Source organism: Flavobacterium sp. FlaQc-28, assembly GCF_044007415.1.
Classification (GTDB): Bacteria; Bacteroidota; Bacteroidia; order Flavobacteriales; family Flavobacteriaceae; genus Flavobacterium.
In genome coordinates this window covers 197,713-214,514 of record NZ_JBIPCM010000009.1, presented here as the reverse complement: position 1 = coordinate 214,514, position 16,802 = coordinate 197,713, and the positions used below count along the sequence as shown (strand labels likewise).

The following is a 16,802-nucleotide window of genomic DNA, read 5'->3' as shown; positions in this document are numbered from 1 at the left end:
GTATCATAGTTTTAACACATAGAGAAATAGTTTTTTAGCTTGTAGAAGTGCGATTTTTAACTTTAAGTCTATGTGTTAAATTTTAAATAACTAAAGAAGAATTTACGTTATATACAGATGAAAAATACGGAATATGCCATAGTCGATATTGAAACCACAGGCGGAAATGCCAGTGACAGTCGCATTACAGAAATTGCAATCATTATTCATGATGGCAAAAATGTAATTGACCGTTATGAAACGCTTGTAAATCCAGAAAAAGATATACCGTTGTCTATTTTTGGATTAACGGGTATTAATAACGAAATGGTGGCGAATGCACCTATTTTTGATGACATTTCAGAAAAAGTATTGGAAATGCTTACCGATCGTATTTTTGTTGCTCATAATGTAAACTTCGATTATTCATTTATTCACCATCAGCTGGAGCAAGCGGGTTTTAAATGGTCGGCACAAAAACTTTGTACAGTTCGTGCAGCAAGAAAAATCAAGCCGGGTTTAGGTTCTTACAGTTTAGGAAATCTTTGCAATTCTTTAAATATATCTCTAGAAAACAGACACCGCGCCGGCGGAGACGCAGATGCGACTGCTGTATTATTCTCTCTTCTGTTAGAATGGGATGATGCGGGAGAAATCGGGAATATGATCAAAAAAACAGCTCAAGATCAGCGCTTACCTCCTAACCTTCCTCCAGATGATTTTAACAATTTACCAGAAAAACCAGGTGTGTATTATTTTTATAATCAGGCAAAAAAAGTGATTTATGTTGGAAAAGCTATCAATGTAAAAAAACGTGTGGCATCGCATTTTAGCGGCAATAATATCAATTCTCAAAGACAGCATTTCTTGAGAGATATTCACGGAATTTCCTTTGAAATCTGCGCTACTGAATTAATGGCACTTTTGCTGGAATGTACCGAAATAAAACAGCTTTGGCCAACCTACAATAGAGCATTAAAACGTTTTGAAGCAAAATTTGGCATTTATCAGTATGAAGCCAGAAACGGTTATAAATATTTAGCTGTTGGAAAACTGAGCAAATTTCAGACTTGCATTCATGAATTTAACAGCATGTATAACGCTATAAATCTACTCCGAGATCTGTCTGCACAATTTGAAATTGATCAAAGATTCTGCAAATATTCCAGACCTGAAGAAGCAGAGCTTCCTCAAAATAACGATATAAAAAGCCTGCCTGATATTCTGCTTCACAACGAACAAGTTGACAATGCTATTGATTTTTTCTTGAACAACAGGCCCACTTTTGCCATTATTGACAAAGGAAGATCGAAAGAGGAACGCAGTTGTATCTGGATTGAAAATGGCCATTTTCATGGAATGGGATATATTCCGAGAGATGTTGCCATTCATGACCCAGAAGATGTAAAAAGTTATGTTACGCTTTATAAAAGTAATCAATATATTGAACAATTAATTTTTACTTATGCTGAGAAATATCCTGGCAAAGTATTCTTTAACAAACATTTTTTAAGTAAAGCTTCCTAAACAGAATAAAACATAAAAATAGAGCTATAAAACTAAATCTGAATTATGACACTATTTAACGACACCGAACTATTTACTGCAGGTTTAGGAGGAAAAAAAGTATTTGACATTCCTGATTCTGAATTGATTTTGATCGATAATTTCTTCACAAAAGAAGAATCTGATCGTTTTTATGAAAGAATACTTCGCAAAACCAAATGGAGGGAATATGAAATGGAAATTTATGACAAAACCTATACAGTTCCCCGAATGATTTCATGGTATGAAGACAAAGATAATCCTGGGGCAGATCCAAAAGGGCCAGACTGGACTTATGATTTATTGACGATTCGAGGTCGTGTTGAAAAAGAGACACAAGTTGATTTTAACAGTCTTCTTTTAAATTTATACCGAAACGGAAATGATGGCGTAGGCTGGCACAGCGACAAAGAACATAATTCGGGACCAAATCCTATTATTGCGTCGGTGACTTTTGGCGAGACCAGAATGTTCAGACTTCGTCATAAATACAGCAAAGAAATTCCGCAGATTGAGATTCCGTTGCATCACGGTTCTTTTTTATTAATGGCTGGAACAACTAATAGTTTTTGGCAGCATCAAGTTCCGAAAACAGCTCGGGATGTTTTGCCCAGAATAAATCTGACTTTTAGACAAACTAAACGAGTTTATGATATATAAACAACTCTAAATGAGCTTTTTCTTACTTAATAACGATGAGGAAAATTCTGCAAAAAAAAGTTAAATTACTCACTACGTGCATCTTTTATTAGGCAGACCCTTTCTTTTTTAGTACTTTTGCAACCCTTTTTTAAATACAATACCACAAATGGCATATTCAAACAATGATTTAGCGCGCTTTTTAGATGCGCAGAATAAACTTTATCTTACCGCACTTTCAGAAATTAAAAAAGGAAAGAAAGAAACTCACTGGATGTGGTTCATTTTCCCACAGGTAAAAGGATTAGGTAAGAGCGATACTGCAAATCTTTATGCAATTGCCGATTTAAAAGAAGCTTCAGAATTTCTAGAGCATCCTATTTTAGGAAAGCATCTTATAGAAATTTCAGAACTGTTATTAACTTTTAAAAGAAAATCAGCTGATGGAATTTTAGGAGATTTAGATGCTCGAAAGCTGCGTTCATCTATGACACTTTTTTCTATGACTGAAAACGCAAATCCGATATTTCAGGAAATATTAGATGCTTTTTTCTCGGGAGAATCAGACCCGCTTACTATTTCTATTATTAATTCAACTATAAAATCTTCTGTTGAACCTGTTATTGCATAACAATCTCAATAGATTATTTGACATCAAAAGACACTGTTTTTCTAAGCAGTGTCTTTTTTTATGATTAAGCTTAAATAACTTATTGCAAGCAGCAATTTTAGTTTTATATTGTACCTTCAAAAAACTAAACCATGACCCAAAAAATCAAAACCTTGCAAATTATTCATCTTGCTGTTTGTGCAGGAACAATTCTTGTCTATTTCTTTTTAGGCGAGCTTTCAATTGAAAAATTAAAAAATATTCCCAGTATAGATTCATCCTCAATTGCATACGTTTTTATACCTATTCTAGCTTTTGTTTTAAGTGCTTTTTTGTTCAAATCACAATTAAAACAAATAGATCCTAAATTAAAAACGGAAGACAAATTGCCTGTTTATCAAACTGCTTCTATAATGCGATGGACAGTTCTTGAAGGTGCTGCTTTTTTAATATTATTTTTAAAACCTGATTTTATATTATTTGGGATACTTATTATAATATATCTGATTTTTTTAAGACCAACTGAGGAAAGAATTAATAATGATTTGGCATAAACCTCATAAAAAAATTCTTCATGGAAATTCAGTATATTTAAATCATTCAGCTTAATTATAACGAAAAAACGCCTTATGAATAAGGCGTTTTTTATATCTAAATATTAATTTTAGCTTCAAGACGGTACTAATCTTCTTTTGGTTTTGTTAGATAATAAACTGGAATTCCTGTAAGCATAATCAATACGCCCCAACCACAAGTTGAAAATTTCACAACAAGCAATGATATACAAATTGCTGTTGCAATTATTATATACAACATTGGTAAAAAAGGATATCCAAACGCTTTATAAGGTCTTTCAATATCTGGCATTTTCTTGCGCAAGATAAAAATTCCATAAATCGTTAGAATATAAAAAATCAAAACAATGATGATTACAAAATCTAACAAATCACCATATTTACCTGTAAGACATAAAGCAGAAGCCCATATGCACTGCGCCCATAATGCCCAAGCTGGTACACTTGAACTATTTAAAACGGCAGCTTTTTTAAAGAACAAACCATCGTTTGCCATGGTATAATAAACTCTAGCGCCAGCCATAATTAATCCGTTATTACAGGCAAAAGTCGAAATCATAATCATTATTGCAATAATCAAAGTTCCTATATTTCCAAAAATATATTGTGATGCTACAACCGCCACACGATCCGATTTTGCTGTCGCAATTTCATCAAGCGGAATTACTGCCAAATACATAATGTTTGTAAGAACGTAAATAATCGTAACTATAAAAGTTCCTAAAAACAAACTGAAACCAACATTACGTTTTGGATTTTTAATTTCACCGGCAATAAAAGTAACACCATTCCATGCATCACTTGAGAATAAAGAGCCAACCATTGCTGCTGAAATTCCAGTAATCAAAGCCATACCTCCAATTGGCATCCACGAACCGCTTTCTTTGTCAAATGAACGTGTATTCCAAGCGTCCGCCCAATTAGCATCCCAAACTGAAGCTTTTGCAGCAAGTGTAAATCCGAATACAATTAATCCCAGTAACGATAAAATTTTGATAATTGTTAAAACCGTTTGCAGAATTTTACCATTTTTTACCCCGCGGCTATTAATGTATGTCAATAAAATGATAGTGAATATCGAAACTAACTGCGCTGCATTAAGCTTGAAAGAACCAATTTCATACAATATATTTTCATCGCTGAAAGGTTCATACAAATATGCCGCAAATTTTGAAAAAGCAACTCCAACGGCGGCAATTGTACCGGTTTGAATTACGGCAAAGAAACTCCAGCCATACAAAAACGCAATTAACTTATTGTACGCTTCTTTTAGATATACATATTGTCCTCCCGCTTTTGGGAACATTGCACTTAATTCACCATAACTTACAGCGGCAATAACAGTTATTAATCCTGAGATTAACCAAATTAGCGTAAGCCATCCTGCTGAACCTACTTGTCTGGCGATATCAGCACTTACAATAAATATTCCAGATCCAATCATAGAACCAACCACAAGCATGGTTCCGTCTAATAATCCGAGTTCTCTTTTAAAATTTTCTTGGTCGTTTTCTTGCATTTTTTTGGTTTTTGGTTGGTTAAAGATATACTTTTTTCTGAAATCTAATAATTTCAGTTTCTAATTTTTAAAGTTGCAAATTCTAACTCTAAAATTTAAAATTGATTAATCATATTGACCTTTCAAAAGCTAAAACCTGTAAATACTTTGTTATCGAAACAGATCGAGAATTCTTTTTATTTTTCAATAAAACTTAATTAAAAAAAAACAAAAACACTTAAACAAAAAAAATCAAAACATCATTTTATACATATATGTCTACATTAGCACTAATCGTTTTTAATTCCTTTATCAATAATAAAAAGAGAAACATCATTTTACAAAACAAAAACACAAACAACTAAAAATCAATTAATTAAACAATAAATTCACTTAATAAATTTAATCGTAAGAAAAAACAGATCATTTGTAAAACCCAATCTTTTTTTTATTAATTTTGATAAGGACATTCAATTTTCTTAAAATACCACATTTTTTATTAACAATTGTTTATCATTTTAACCAAATAACCAACAATCATCTTAAACATATAATTAAGACAAAAAAACAGCTCAAAAAATACTTTTAAAGGCAGAAATTAAAACTATTAACCTACTAATCCAAAAGCTATGTCTAAAGGTCATTTTTTTAAAAAACTCCGGTACCCAAATGTTTTTGTTCTTTTATTAATCGTATTTCTTTCTTGTGCTTTACTAATATTTATTAATTTTTTTACCATCAAAATATTATCTGCAAATAGAGCTTATGTAAATGGCGAATCACATTATTCAAAAGGCCAAAAAGATGCTTCCAGACATCTTTTAACCTATCTCTACACAAAAGATGAAAACCAATGGAATTTATACTTAGAGGAATTAAAAGTTCCGCAAGGTGATGGGATTGCCAGGGTAACACTTTTAAAAGTTGGCGACAATGAGGTCGCTCGAAAAGGTCTTCTTACAGGCCGAAATAACGAAGCTGATTTAGATGATCTTGTTTGGCTGTTTGTTCATTTTAAAGAGATTCCATTTTTAGCAAAAGCAATTCACGAATGGGAACAAGGTGACAAATTAATCTATCAATTATTTATTATTGGACAACAAATAGATTCAAAAATAAAATGCGACCAACTAACTGATGCTGATCAACAAAAATTTCTTCAACAAATTAGTAGTATCAGCGATAAACTAACTATCAATGAACGAAACTTCTCTAACACACTAGGAGAAGGAACTCGTACAATAAAAGACCTTCTTATCATTATCAATATTGTTTTTATATTAATAATTATTTGCAGTGTTTCTCTTTATTATTCTATCATGGTTAAACGATTAATTGTTTCTAAAAAGGAAATTGAAGTCAAAAATGAAAATCTAATATTAGTCAACCATGAACTCGATCGATTTGTTTACAGCGCATCACATGACTTAAGATCTCCTATAACCTCTCTAAAAGGACTTATACAAATTACACAGCTTGAAGATGATATAGACCAAATCAAAGATTATTTAAATTTAATGCATCAGAGTCTTTGTAAACAAGATCAATTTATAAGTGATATTATAGATTATTCCAAAAACAAAAGAATACAAACAATCATAGAACCTGTTAATCTAAAAGAATTATTTGACGAAGCAATTGCGCAATTAATGCATATCGAAAATGCCAACAAGATAACTTTTACCAAAGAATTATTACTTGATCAAATTCAAAGTGATCGTTTACGCTTAAGAATTATCATAAGTAATTTACTCTCAAATGCAATAAAGTATGCTGACAACAGCAAACAAGAAATGCTTATTTCTATAAAAACTTATTTTGACGGCGGTTTTCATAAAATAGAAATATCGGATAACGGAATTGGCATTAAAGAGGAATTCAGGGATCATATTTTTGAAATGTACTTTGGGACTAACAAAAATAAAGGATCAGGACTAGGGTTGTATATAGTAAAAGAAGCCGTCGAAAATATTAAAGGAAACATATCTGTATCCTCAAAAACTAATATAGGAAGCAAATTTATTGTAACAATTCCAAATACATATGATGACTAAACCAGAATTCTTATTAATTGAAGACAATTTGATAGACCAACTTGTTATTAAACAACTACTAAAAAAAGTGTTTAATATAACCGAGCTAAGTATCACTAATGATGGTAATGAAGGGATTTTATGGCTCAACAATAATAAAAAAAAGAATCAAGCCTTAGTCATCTTATTAGACATTCAAATGCCTGTAATGAATGGTTTTGATTTTTTAAATGAGTTCCACAAGCTAAGCGAAGATTTAAAAAGAGAAATTCAAATTTACGTACTTTCCTCAACATTAGACACTAATGAAATTCAAGAAATCAAGAATAGTAAATATATAACTGATTTTTTAAGCAAGCCTCTTTCAATTGATGAATTTAAAACAAAAATTTACTTAACTACTTAATAAATTTATTCTAAAACACGATTTACCTGCGAAAAGGCCCTTGTATAATAAGCTTCTTTTGTTGAGGAAATCATAACACCGCCATGAGTAGAGGAGTGTACAAATTTAATCTCGCCATCAACATTTTCAACGACCATACCAACATGGTTTATATGACGCCTTCCATTGGTTTTAAAGAAAATTAAATCGCCTTTTTGAGCTTCTTCTGAAGCTACTTTTGTTCCTATTCGAGATTGTTCTATTGAACTTCTTGGCAGTTTGATATCGAAGTTACCAAAAGTACAAAACATTAATCCTGAACAATCAAAACCTGCTTTCGTAGTTCCACCAGAACGGTAACGTGTTCCAATATTTTCTGTCGCATTACTAATCAACTGATTAATTAAATCGGAATGATTACTTATTCTAACAACTCCCGAATCTTTAACTGCATTTGAATTATCTGCAACTTCTATTGAAGGCTGTGCACTATCAATTATCTGGGGTGATTTCACATTTAAAGCATCTGCTTTTTCTTTGGTAGTTTTAATCTTTAAAACATAACCTACCGGAAGTTTCCCTTTTATAAATGGATTTTGTCGTTCTAATTCAGCTACTGTAATTCCATATCTTTTTGCAATAGCATACTTTGTTTCTTTTGGCTGCACCTCAACGACAACTTCTGCATTTTCTGAAGTAATAATTTCAGGTTTTGTTACATCAGTATTAATTCCATTTGTTGCAGATGCAATCGTATTTGAAGAAGTATCACCTTCCTTCTCAGCATTTAAATCGGCTATTTCTAATAATTGATTAGCTTTTTCTGCTGTGGTACTAATCTTTAAAGATTGCCCTACCCGTAGTTTCTTTTTGATTGAAGGATTCTGACGCTCTAATTCTGCGACTGTTATTCCATACTTCTTAGCAATTGAGTATTTTGTCTCTTTAACCTGTACTTTAACATTAAGCTCTGTATTTGCAATAGGAACAATTTCTGGTTTTGCTCCATTTGTATTAACTGCATTTTCTGAACTCACTACAGCATTAGAAGGAATATTTAGATGCTGTCCTATTTTTAAACCGTCTGTTTCTAATGCTGGATTAGCTTTTTTCAATTCATCAACAGAAACATTGTATTTTTTAGCGATTCCCCAAAGTGTTTCTTTTTGCAAAACTTCATGTGAACCAGGAGTATTATTCGCTATATTTTGCGTTTTACTTACTTCATTTTGAGGAGATTTCTGAGCAGTACGAACATTTTTATTCGGGATTAGCAAAACCGAATTTAGTTTTAAAACTTTAGGTGCATTAGGATTTGCATCTTGGATATCTTTTACTTTTACACCATATTTTTTAGCAATTACAGTAATGTTTTCTCCTTTTGAGATTTTATGTTTGGTAAATTTTTCTTGAGAAAAAACACCAACACTAAAAAAAAACAATACTATAATTAATCTAAAAACCATACTCACCTATTAAAGTTTATCTATCTTTTTTAAGTTTAGATAACAATTTAAACTCAAAAAGAGCAACTATATTACCTAAAAAGCGAATTTAACTTTTTAAAGTAAAAAACACACTATTTTTAACAACTAATTCACTTCATTTTAACAAGTACGGCATTAAAATTGCGCCAACTTTTTGAATTGCAGTTTTTTAAACAAAAATAATGTTCAAAAGAGATTTATCCTTAACTTAACTAATAAAAACTTGTGAAAAAATTACTCTTCATCTTTCTTTTATCATCGTTTTTATCAAATGCACAAAATACTGAAGGAACTGTAGTTTCTACAAGCAATCAACCTATTTCAGATGTAAATATCGTTTGTTCTTCGAAAAACTTTAAAACATTGAGTGATAGAAAAGGGAAGTTTATAATCCGAAAAGAATCAAGTTTTAACGAAACTGACACTTTGCAATTCTCTCATATTGGATACCAAATTTCCAGAATTTCTTTTAAAGAGCTTAAGATGCTTAATTTTAAAATTTCACTGAAAGAGGAAACAGAGAGTTTATCTGAAATAGCTGTTTCTGCCAATGGTAAATTAAAATTAAAATCGAAAATTGCTTTTACGAAATTGGCTCCTTTAAAAAATGCCATTTATTCTTTTGGATCTTTTGTAAAAGATGGTAAAATTTATATTGTTGGAGGCGACGCTTCTTATGAATCTGATGCCTTTCAAAAAGCAAAGGACAAAACAGTAAATACAGATACCGAAATTTTCATGAAAACTTTTTATGATGAACTTCGTCGTCAAGAAGGCTCTCATTCGTACAGAGGCGATTTTTTAATTTATGACATCAATACTGACAGCTGGCAGACTTCTGAAATAAAATTCAAAAAAAGAGCTTATAATAAACTCCATTATTACGATAACAAGATTTATGTTTTGGGAGGAAAGCGAATATCCAGGAATGCTAAATTTGAGTATTTAGAAAATGAAATTGAAGTTCTTGATTTAAGCAAAAATACAATTACGATTGATAAGACTAATCCGCATCAGGCGGTCAATTTTTCGTCGTTTACTTATAAAGACAATATTATTGTTATGGGAGGTTCAATAAAAACGACTCTGAAAGGCAAAAAAACATTTACTAACAAAGTTCGCTTTTACAATATTCCTTCTGGTTTGTGGTATGAACTTTCAGATATGCCAACTGCGAAAGAAGCAAATGGTGTTTTAATAGGTGATAAAATTTATTTAATTGGCGGAAATAATGGACAGCCTTTATCTGAAATAGTAAGTTTAAATTTGCTTGATGAAAAATGGCAAACTGAGGGAGATCTTTTTTCTCCTATAGAAAATCCTGCAGTTACTTCTCAAAATAATACAATTTACATTTTTAATGATCGAAGATTGTATGTGTATGACGTAAAATCAAATCGGTTAAAAGAATACTTAATTGATCTTGAATTAAAATCCTCAACAATGCATTTTTATGGAGACAAATTATATATAATTGGCGGCTACACCTACAATGAATACAGCACAAATCCTTCTGCCGCCACTTACAGTATTTCTGTTGATGAATTCGAAAATACGAAGCCAATTCGTATTAAAACCTTAATCCAGAAAACTTCTTTAGTTAAAGAAAATCAATAGTTTTTTAATAGCCTTTTTAAAAACTACAGCCCTAACCTAGATGGAAACGGCCTAAAAATAAAAACAGGTACCATAAAAATGACACCTGTTTTTACTTTAAATAGAATGTACAACCTCATCTAGTTCAAAACGAGATTTTGGCAAAACTGTCGGATGTGCCCAATCACTTAAATCAGCATATCCAACTGTAACAGAAAATAGCGGCGCATACCCGTCTTGTGGCAATATTTGCTTATAACCTTCAATGTCTATACCTTCCATTGGCGTAGCATCAAGTCCCATACTTATACAGGCACTTAAAAAATAACCTAACGAAAGATATACTTGATGTTCCATCCAAGATTTCGTTGCGACATCTCCATTTGATTTTATCATTGGTTCGTAAAAAAGAGTTCTCCACGCTTCTGGCAGAATAGAGATATTTCGTTTCTCAAAATGCTCAATATCTTCCATTACACTAAACACCACTAAAAGACCTACATCGTTGATCGATTGTTCGTTCATATAAGATTGAGCTGCTAGTGCTCTTTTTACTGTTTCATTGGTAACAAAAGTAAACTTCCACGGTTGGCTGTTTATAGAAGATGGACTTAATCGAATGATCTCTTTCAACTCTTCAATTTGTTCTGCTGTAATTTTTTTGGCCGCATCGTACTTTTTTGTTGCGTATCTACTCTTAGCAAGGTCTAAAAAACTCATATTTTTAAATTTTTAATTATACTATACTTTTTATTGTTACAAAACTAAGTATAGTAAACTATCTTTGCAATAACGGATAAAATTGATAGTAACAGATGTATAGTATAGACAACAAACAATATCCTTGCAGCACAAGCCTAACAATGAAATACATAGGCGGCAAATGGAAAGCAGTAATTCTTATTCATTTAATCGAAAAAAAGCGATATAGTGAATTAAGAAAAGAATGTAAAGTTATTACCGAACGAACATTAAGCCTTCAACTGAAAGAACTTGAAGAAGATGGACTTATTACACGAACTGTACACACAAATAAACCTCCATTGAGGGTAGATTATGAATTAACTTCGTTTGGCAGAACACTTATTCCATTACTTCAGGCCATAGCTCAATGGGGAAGTAAAACTGCTGAGACCTTAAAACTCTAAGAAATTAGCTTCTAATTGTAGTAATAAAAAAAAACGCCCTGTTTTCACAGAACGTTTTTAATATAATTAATCTAAAATATATTAAGCTTTACCAGCAGCAATTAAGTTTAATGCTGATCCTGCAACGAACCAGCCAATTTGACCAGCATTGTAAGTATGATTTGCCAAGATAATATCTTTAGAACCGTTTGCGTGAACAAATTCTAACGTTAATGGTTTTCCTGGTGCAAATTCAGTTAAGTCTAAGAAGTTGATTGTATCATCTTCTTGAATCTTATCATAATCGGCTTCGTTTGCAAAAGTCAATCCTAAAAGACCTTGTTTTTTAAGGTTTGTTTCATGAATACGAGCAAAAGATTTCACTAATACTGCTTTTACACCTAAGAAACGAGGTTCCATAGCAGCATGTTCACGAGAAGAACCTTCACCATAATTATGATCTCCAACAACGATAGACGGAACTCCAGCTGCTTTGTATGCACGAGCAACAGCAGGTACAGCATCATATTTTCCTGTTAATTGGTTTTTAACAGAGTTTGTTTTTTGATTATAAGCATTTACTGCTCCAATCAACATATTATTTGAAATATTATCTAAATGCCCGCGGAAACGCAACCATGGTCCAGCCATAGAAATATGGTCTGTCGTACATTTTCCGAATGCTTTGATTAATAATTTAGCACCTGTAATATTTTTTCCATCCCAAGCATCAAAAGGAGCTAACAGTTGTAATCGTTCTGAAGTAGGACTAACTACTACCTGAACTCCTGAACCATCAGCTGCTGGAGCTTGAAATCCTGGATCTTCGGCATAAAAACCTTTAGCAGGAAGTTCATCTCCTGTTGGGGCATCCAGCATCACTTCTTCTCCATCTTCATTAATTAATTTATCTGTTAATGGATTAAAGCTTAAATCACCAGCGATTGCCATTGCAGTTACTAGTTCTGGAGAACCAACAAAAGCTAATGTATTAGGATTACCATCAGCACGTTTTGAAAAGTTACGATTGAAAGAGTGAACAATTGTATTTCTTTCTTCTTTTTCGGCTCCTTCTCTATCCCACATACCAATACATGGTCCGCAGGCATTGGCAAAAACAGTTGCTCCAATTTTGTGGAATGTATCAATAAATCCGTCTCTTTCAATAGTTGAACGAACTACTTCAGAACCCGGAGTAATAGTAAACTCTGCTTTTGTTTTTAAATTTTTAGCTGCTACTTGTCTTGCTAAAGAAGCTGCACGAGAAATATCTTCGTAAGAAGAGTTCGTACAAGAACCTATTAAACCAACCTGAATTTGTAACGGCCAGTTGTTTTTAATCGCTTCTTCTTTCATTTTAGAAATTGGAGTAGCTAAATCTGGTGTAAAAGGACCATTTAAGTGCGGTTCTAATTCAGATAAATTGATTTCGATAACTTGATCAAAATATTGCTCTGGATTTGCATAAACTTCTGGATCTCCAGTTAAATATGAAGCAATTTTATCGGCAGCATCCGCAACCTCGGCTCTATTTGTAGAACGCAAATAACGTCCCATTGAAGCATCGTAACCAAAAGTTGAAGTTGTTGCACCAATTTCAGCACCCATATTACAAATAGTACCTTTACCTGTGCACGACATAGAAGTCGCTCCTTCTCCAAAATATTCAACGATAGCACCTGTACCACCTTTTACAGTCAGAATACCGGCAACTTTAAGAATAACATCTTTTGGAGCTGTCCATCCTGATAATTTACCAGTTAGTTTTACTCCTATTAATTTAGGAAATTTAAGCTCCCAAGCCATTCCAGACATTACATCTACAGCATCTGCTCCACCAACTCCAATGGCTACCATTCCTAAACCACCTGCATTTACAGTGTGAGAATCGGTACCAATCATCATTCCACCAGGGAAAGCATAGTTTTCAAGTACTACTTGGTGAATAATTCCTGCTCCTGGTTTCCAAAAACCAATTCCGTACTTATTTGAAACTGATGATAAGAAGTCAAAAACTTCATTACTTTGTGTTTTTGCTCTAGCCAAATCAGTCGCAGCATCCACTTTAGCCTGAATCAAGTGATCGCAGTGTACTGTTGTAGGAACTGCTACTTTAGATTTACCTGCATGCATAAACTGCAACAATGCCATTTGTGCTGTCGCATCTTGACACGCTACACGGTCTGGTGCAAAATCAACATAATCAATACCTCTTCCAAACGCCTGAGTTGGATTTCCATCCCAAAGGTGATTGTATAAAATTTTCTCTGTTAATGTAAGTGGACGACCAACAATTTCGCGTGCTTTATCAACACGACCTGGCATGTTCTCATACACTTTTTTAATCATTTCAATATCAAAAGCCATAAGTAATTGTTTTTTGTTTTATTTTTTTGAACATGACAAGTTACAAAAAATAGAAGAGCAATAAAAGAAAAAGCCCGAGTTTATCACTCGGGCTCTTTATATATTAATAATCGTAAGATTACATTACTAACGATTTGTTAGAAGGCGCAAACTTAGTCAAGTTTATACCTTCAACCGCAGTTGTATATTCATTTAATGTTGGAGTTCTACCTAAAATTGTAGATAAAACTACAACTGGTGTAGAAGAAAGTAACGATTCTCCTTTTTTACCTTCAGTATCTTCTACAACTCTTCCTTGGAAAAGACGTGTTGAAGTTGCCATTACCGTATCTCCTTTTGCCGCTTTTTCCTGGTTACCCATACAAAGGTTACATCCTGGACGCTCTAAGTATAACATATTTTCGTATTCTGTACGTGCAGCACCTTTTGGAGCATTATCATCGAATTCGAAACCAGAGTATTTCTGTAAAACTTCCCAGTCACCTTCAGCTTTCAGCTCATCAACAATATTATAAGTTGGAGGAGCAACAACAAGAGGAGCATTAAACTCAACTTTTCCTGTTTGCGCTTCTACGTTTTTCAACATTTGAGCAAGGATTTTCATATCGCCTTTATGAACCATACAAGATCCAATAAATCCAAGATCTACTTTTTTCACTCCGCCATAGAAAGATAAAGGTCTAATGGTATCGTGAGTATATCTTTTTGAAACATCGGCATTATTTACGTCTGGGTCAGCAATCATAGGCTCAGAAATCAGATCAAGATCTACTACAACTTCAGCATAATATTTAGCATTAGCATCTGGAGTTAAAGCTGGCTTCTCTGCCGATTTAATTTCTGCAATTCTCTTATCCGCTTTATTGATTAATCCTTGAAGAACGCGTTTTTCGTTATCCATACCTTTATCGATCATGATTTGGATTCTGCCTTTTGCAATTTCCAATGATTCGATCAATGTATCATCTTCTGAAATACAGATAGAAGCTTTTGCTTTCATTTCTGCAGTCCAGTCTGTAAATGTAAATGCTTGGTCAGCAGTAAGTGTTCCAATATGAACCTCAATGATTCTTCCTTGGAATACGTTTTCTCCTCCAAATTGGTGCAGCATTTGAGCTTGTGTAGCATGAACCACATCACGGAAATCCATGTAACCTTTCATATCTCCTTTGAAAGTTACTTTTACAGATTCTGGAATTGGCATTGAAGCTTCTCCAGTAGCCAATGCAAGAGCAACTGTTCCTGAGTCAGCACCAAAAGCTACCCCTTTTGACATTCTTGTATGAGAGTCACCACCAATAATAATAGCCCACTCGTCAATAGTAATATCATTAAGTACTTTATGAATAACGTCGGTCATTGCATGGTAAACACCTTTTGGGTCACGAGCTGTGATTAATCCGAAATCGTTCATGAATTTCATCAATTTAGGAATGTTTGCCTGCGCTTTTTTATCCCAAACCGAAGCAGTATGGCAACCTGACTGGTATGCACCATCAACGATTGGTGAAATTACTGTAGCTGCCATAGATTCTAATTCCTGAGCAGTCATAAGACCTGTAGTATCTTGCGAACCTACGATATTAACTTCTACACGAACATCTGAACCAGCGTGCAATACTTTACCCGGAGTGATACCTACTGCATTTTTGTTGAAGATTTTCTCTACTGCTGTAAGACCTTGTCCTGCATGAGAGATTTCTTTTGATGGAGCAAATACAAGAGGCGCCTCAACATTTAAAACTTTTGCTGCAAGTGTTTGAAGTTTTTTACCAAATACAATTGCGTACGAACCTCCAGCCTTAATGAATTCCATTTTTTGAGGCGTGAATGCCTTTGAAATGTCAATTAACTCTTGATCGCCGTTATATAATTTTTTCTCTTTAATATTGATTGTAAGCACTGTTCCTGTAGCAACAGAATATGTTTGCTCTAAAACTGGCTCGTCATTTTCATTACGAACAACATTACCTTCTGCATCAACCTTTTTTACCCAGTTTTTAAGATCTAAACCAATACCACCAGTCACATCAACTGTCGTTAAGAAAATTGGAGAGATTCCGTTTGTACCACCAACAATTGGAGCGATGTTTACGAATGGAATATATGGACTTGCTTGTTTTCCTGTCCAAAGAGCCACGTTATTTACACCTGACATTCTTGAAGAACCAACTCCCATTGTTCCTTTCTCTGCAATCAACATTACACTTTTATCAGGATGTTGTGCTTGCAGCTCTCTAATTTCTTTTTGTGCTTGCGGAGTAATCATACATTGCCCATGAAGTTCACGATCTGAACGTGAGTGAGCTTGATTACCCGGAGACAATAAATCTGTTGAGATATCACCTTCACCAGCAATAAAAGTTACAACTTTAACTTCATCTGCCACTTCTGGCAGTTTTGTAAAGAATTCAGCTTTTGCATAGCTTTCAAGAATTTCTTTTGCTATTGCATTATTACTTTTGAATGCTTCTATTAAACGATCCGTATCTGCTTCATAAAGGAAAACTTGCGTTTTCAGCACTTTTGCTGCCGCCTCTGCAATTGCAGCGTCATTACCTAAAGCTAGATCTAACAACACTTCAATAGAAGGTCCACCTTTCATGTGTGATAATAATTCAAAAGCAAAAGTTGGAGTGATTTCTTTTACTACTGACTCACCTAATATAATTTCTTTTAAAAACTTAGCTTTTTCACCAGCTGCACTTGTAGTACCCGGCAAAGTATTATAGATAAAAAACTTAAGAGAATCTTCTCTGTATTCGTTATCTAAATCTTTAATCTGCGAAATAATTTCGCTTACTAATTCTGCACCATCAATTGGCTTTGGATGAAGTCCTTGGCCTTTTCTTTCTTCGATTTCTTTAATGTAATCTTTGTAAGTATTCATAATATGTTAGAAGTATTTTTGTTTTTTTGTACGCAAATTTAAATATTAAAGCCGAGAATTAAAAATAATAT

Annotated in this window: 13 protein-coding genes; 8 read left to right on the top strand and 5 right to left on the bottom strand. The window is 33.3% G+C overall.

Annotated features, from left to right (window positions below; all coding sequences use genetic code 11):
* Positions 1 to 117: 117 nt before the first annotated feature.
* The 4 genes from ACHRVL_RS20140 (at position 118) to ACHRVL_RS20125 (ending at position 3,327) form a co-directional block, all read left to right on the top strand.
* Positions 118 to 1,506 carry an exonuclease domain-containing protein gene (locus ACHRVL_RS20140; protein WP_395415113.1) on the top strand — a complete coding sequence of 463 codons (1,389 nt, stop codon included), beginning with the start codon at positions 118 to 120 and terminating at the stop codon, positions 1,504 to 1,506.
* A 45-nt stretch (positions 1,507 to 1,551) separates the two neighbouring features.
* On the top strand, positions 1,552 to 2,184 hold the full coding sequence (locus ACHRVL_RS20135; RefSeq protein ID WP_395415112.1) for an alpha-ketoglutarate-dependent dioxygenase AlkB family protein: 633 nt from the start codon (positions 1,552 to 1,554) through the stop codon (positions 2,182 to 2,184).
* A gap of 148 nt (positions 2,185 to 2,332) precedes the next feature.
* The gene (locus tag ACHRVL_RS20130; protein ID WP_089056010.1) at positions 2,333 to 2,794 is read left to right on the top strand and encodes a DUF1810 domain-containing protein; all 462 of its coding nucleotides are present in this window, start codon (positions 2,333 to 2,335) and stop codon (positions 2,792 to 2,794) included.
* Positions 2,795 to 2,925: 131 nt separating this feature from the next.
* Positions 2,926 to 3,327, top strand: coding sequence for an MFS transporter (locus tag ACHRVL_RS20125; protein WP_395415111.1), 402 nt, complete (start codon positions 2,926 to 2,928; stop codon positions 3,325 to 3,327).
* A gap of 127 nt (positions 3,328 to 3,454) precedes the next feature.
* Here ACHRVL_RS20125 and ACHRVL_RS20120 read toward each other — a convergent pair whose 3' ends face one another.
* On the bottom strand, positions 3,455 to 4,867 hold the full coding sequence (locus ACHRVL_RS20120) for an APC family permease (protein WP_395415110.1): 1,413 nt from the start codon (positions 4,865 to 4,867) through the stop codon (positions 3,455 to 3,457).
* 608 nt (positions 4,868 to 5,475) lie between these two features.
* Between ACHRVL_RS20120 and ACHRVL_RS20115 the strand changes: the two genes are divergently transcribed.
* Together ACHRVL_RS20115 and ACHRVL_RS20110 are read left to right on the top strand one after the other, a co-directional pair.
* Positions 5,476 to 6,900 (top strand): sensor histidine kinase, encoded by a 1,425-nt coding sequence (locus ACHRVL_RS20115; RefSeq protein WP_395415109.1) that lies wholly within the window; start codon positions 5,476 to 5,478, stop codon positions 6,898 to 6,900.
* Positions 6,890 to 7,285: a two-component system response regulator gene (locus tag ACHRVL_RS20110; RefSeq protein WP_395415108.1), complete on the top strand. Its 396-nt coding sequence runs from the start codon at positions 6,890 to 6,892 to the stop codon at positions 7,283 to 7,285. Before ACHRVL_RS20115 ends, ACHRVL_RS20110 begins: the two co-directional genes overlap by 11 nt.
* Positions 7,286 to 7,290: 5 nt before the next feature.
* On the opposite strand, the gene ACHRVL_RS20105 is transcribed toward ACHRVL_RS20110, so the two are convergent.
* Complete coding sequence (locus tag ACHRVL_RS20105) at positions 7,291 to 8,730, bottom strand: LysM peptidoglycan-binding domain-containing protein (RefSeq protein ID WP_395415107.1); 1,440 nt, start codon at positions 8,728 to 8,730, stop codon at positions 7,291 to 7,293.
* Positions 8,731 to 8,976: 246 nt separating this feature from the next.
* On the opposite strand from ACHRVL_RS20105, the gene ACHRVL_RS20100 reads away from it, so the two are divergent.
* Positions 8,977 to 10,368: a carboxypeptidase-like regulatory domain-containing protein gene (locus ACHRVL_RS20100; RefSeq protein ID WP_395415106.1), complete on the top strand. Its 1,392-nt coding sequence runs from the start codon at positions 8,977 to 8,979 to the stop codon at positions 10,366 to 10,368.
* A 96-nt stretch (positions 10,369 to 10,464) separates the two neighbouring features.
* Here ACHRVL_RS20100 and ACHRVL_RS20095 read toward each other — a convergent pair whose 3' ends face one another.
* Positions 10,465 to 11,067 carry a nitroreductase family protein gene (locus tag ACHRVL_RS20095; RefSeq protein WP_395415105.1) on the bottom strand — a complete coding sequence of 201 codons (603 nt, stop codon included), beginning with the start codon at positions 11,065 to 11,067 and terminating at the stop codon, positions 10,465 to 10,467.
* A 95-nt stretch (positions 11,068 to 11,162) separates the two neighbouring features.
* Here ACHRVL_RS20095 and ACHRVL_RS20090 point away from each other — a divergent pair, with 95 nt between their 5' ends.
* Positions 11,163 to 11,495: a winged helix-turn-helix transcriptional regulator gene (locus ACHRVL_RS20090; protein ID WP_395415104.1), complete on the top strand. Its 333-nt coding sequence runs from the start codon at positions 11,163 to 11,165 to the stop codon at positions 11,493 to 11,495.
* Positions 11,496 to 11,576: 81 nt separating this feature from the next.
* On the opposite strand, the gene ACHRVL_RS20085 is transcribed toward ACHRVL_RS20090, so the two are convergent.
* Complete coding sequence (locus ACHRVL_RS20085; RefSeq protein WP_395415103.1) at positions 11,577 to 13,841, bottom strand: aconitate hydratase; 2,265 nt, start codon at positions 13,839 to 13,841, stop codon at positions 11,577 to 11,579.
* A 118-nt stretch (positions 13,842 to 13,959) separates the two neighbouring features.
* A complete protein-coding gene (locus tag ACHRVL_RS20080) occupies positions 13,960 to 16,731 on the bottom strand; it encodes a bifunctional aconitate hydratase 2/2-methylisocitrate dehydratase (protein ID WP_129055032.1) in 2,772 nt (923 codons plus the stop codon).
* Positions 16,732 to 16,802 lie beyond the last annotated feature (71 nt).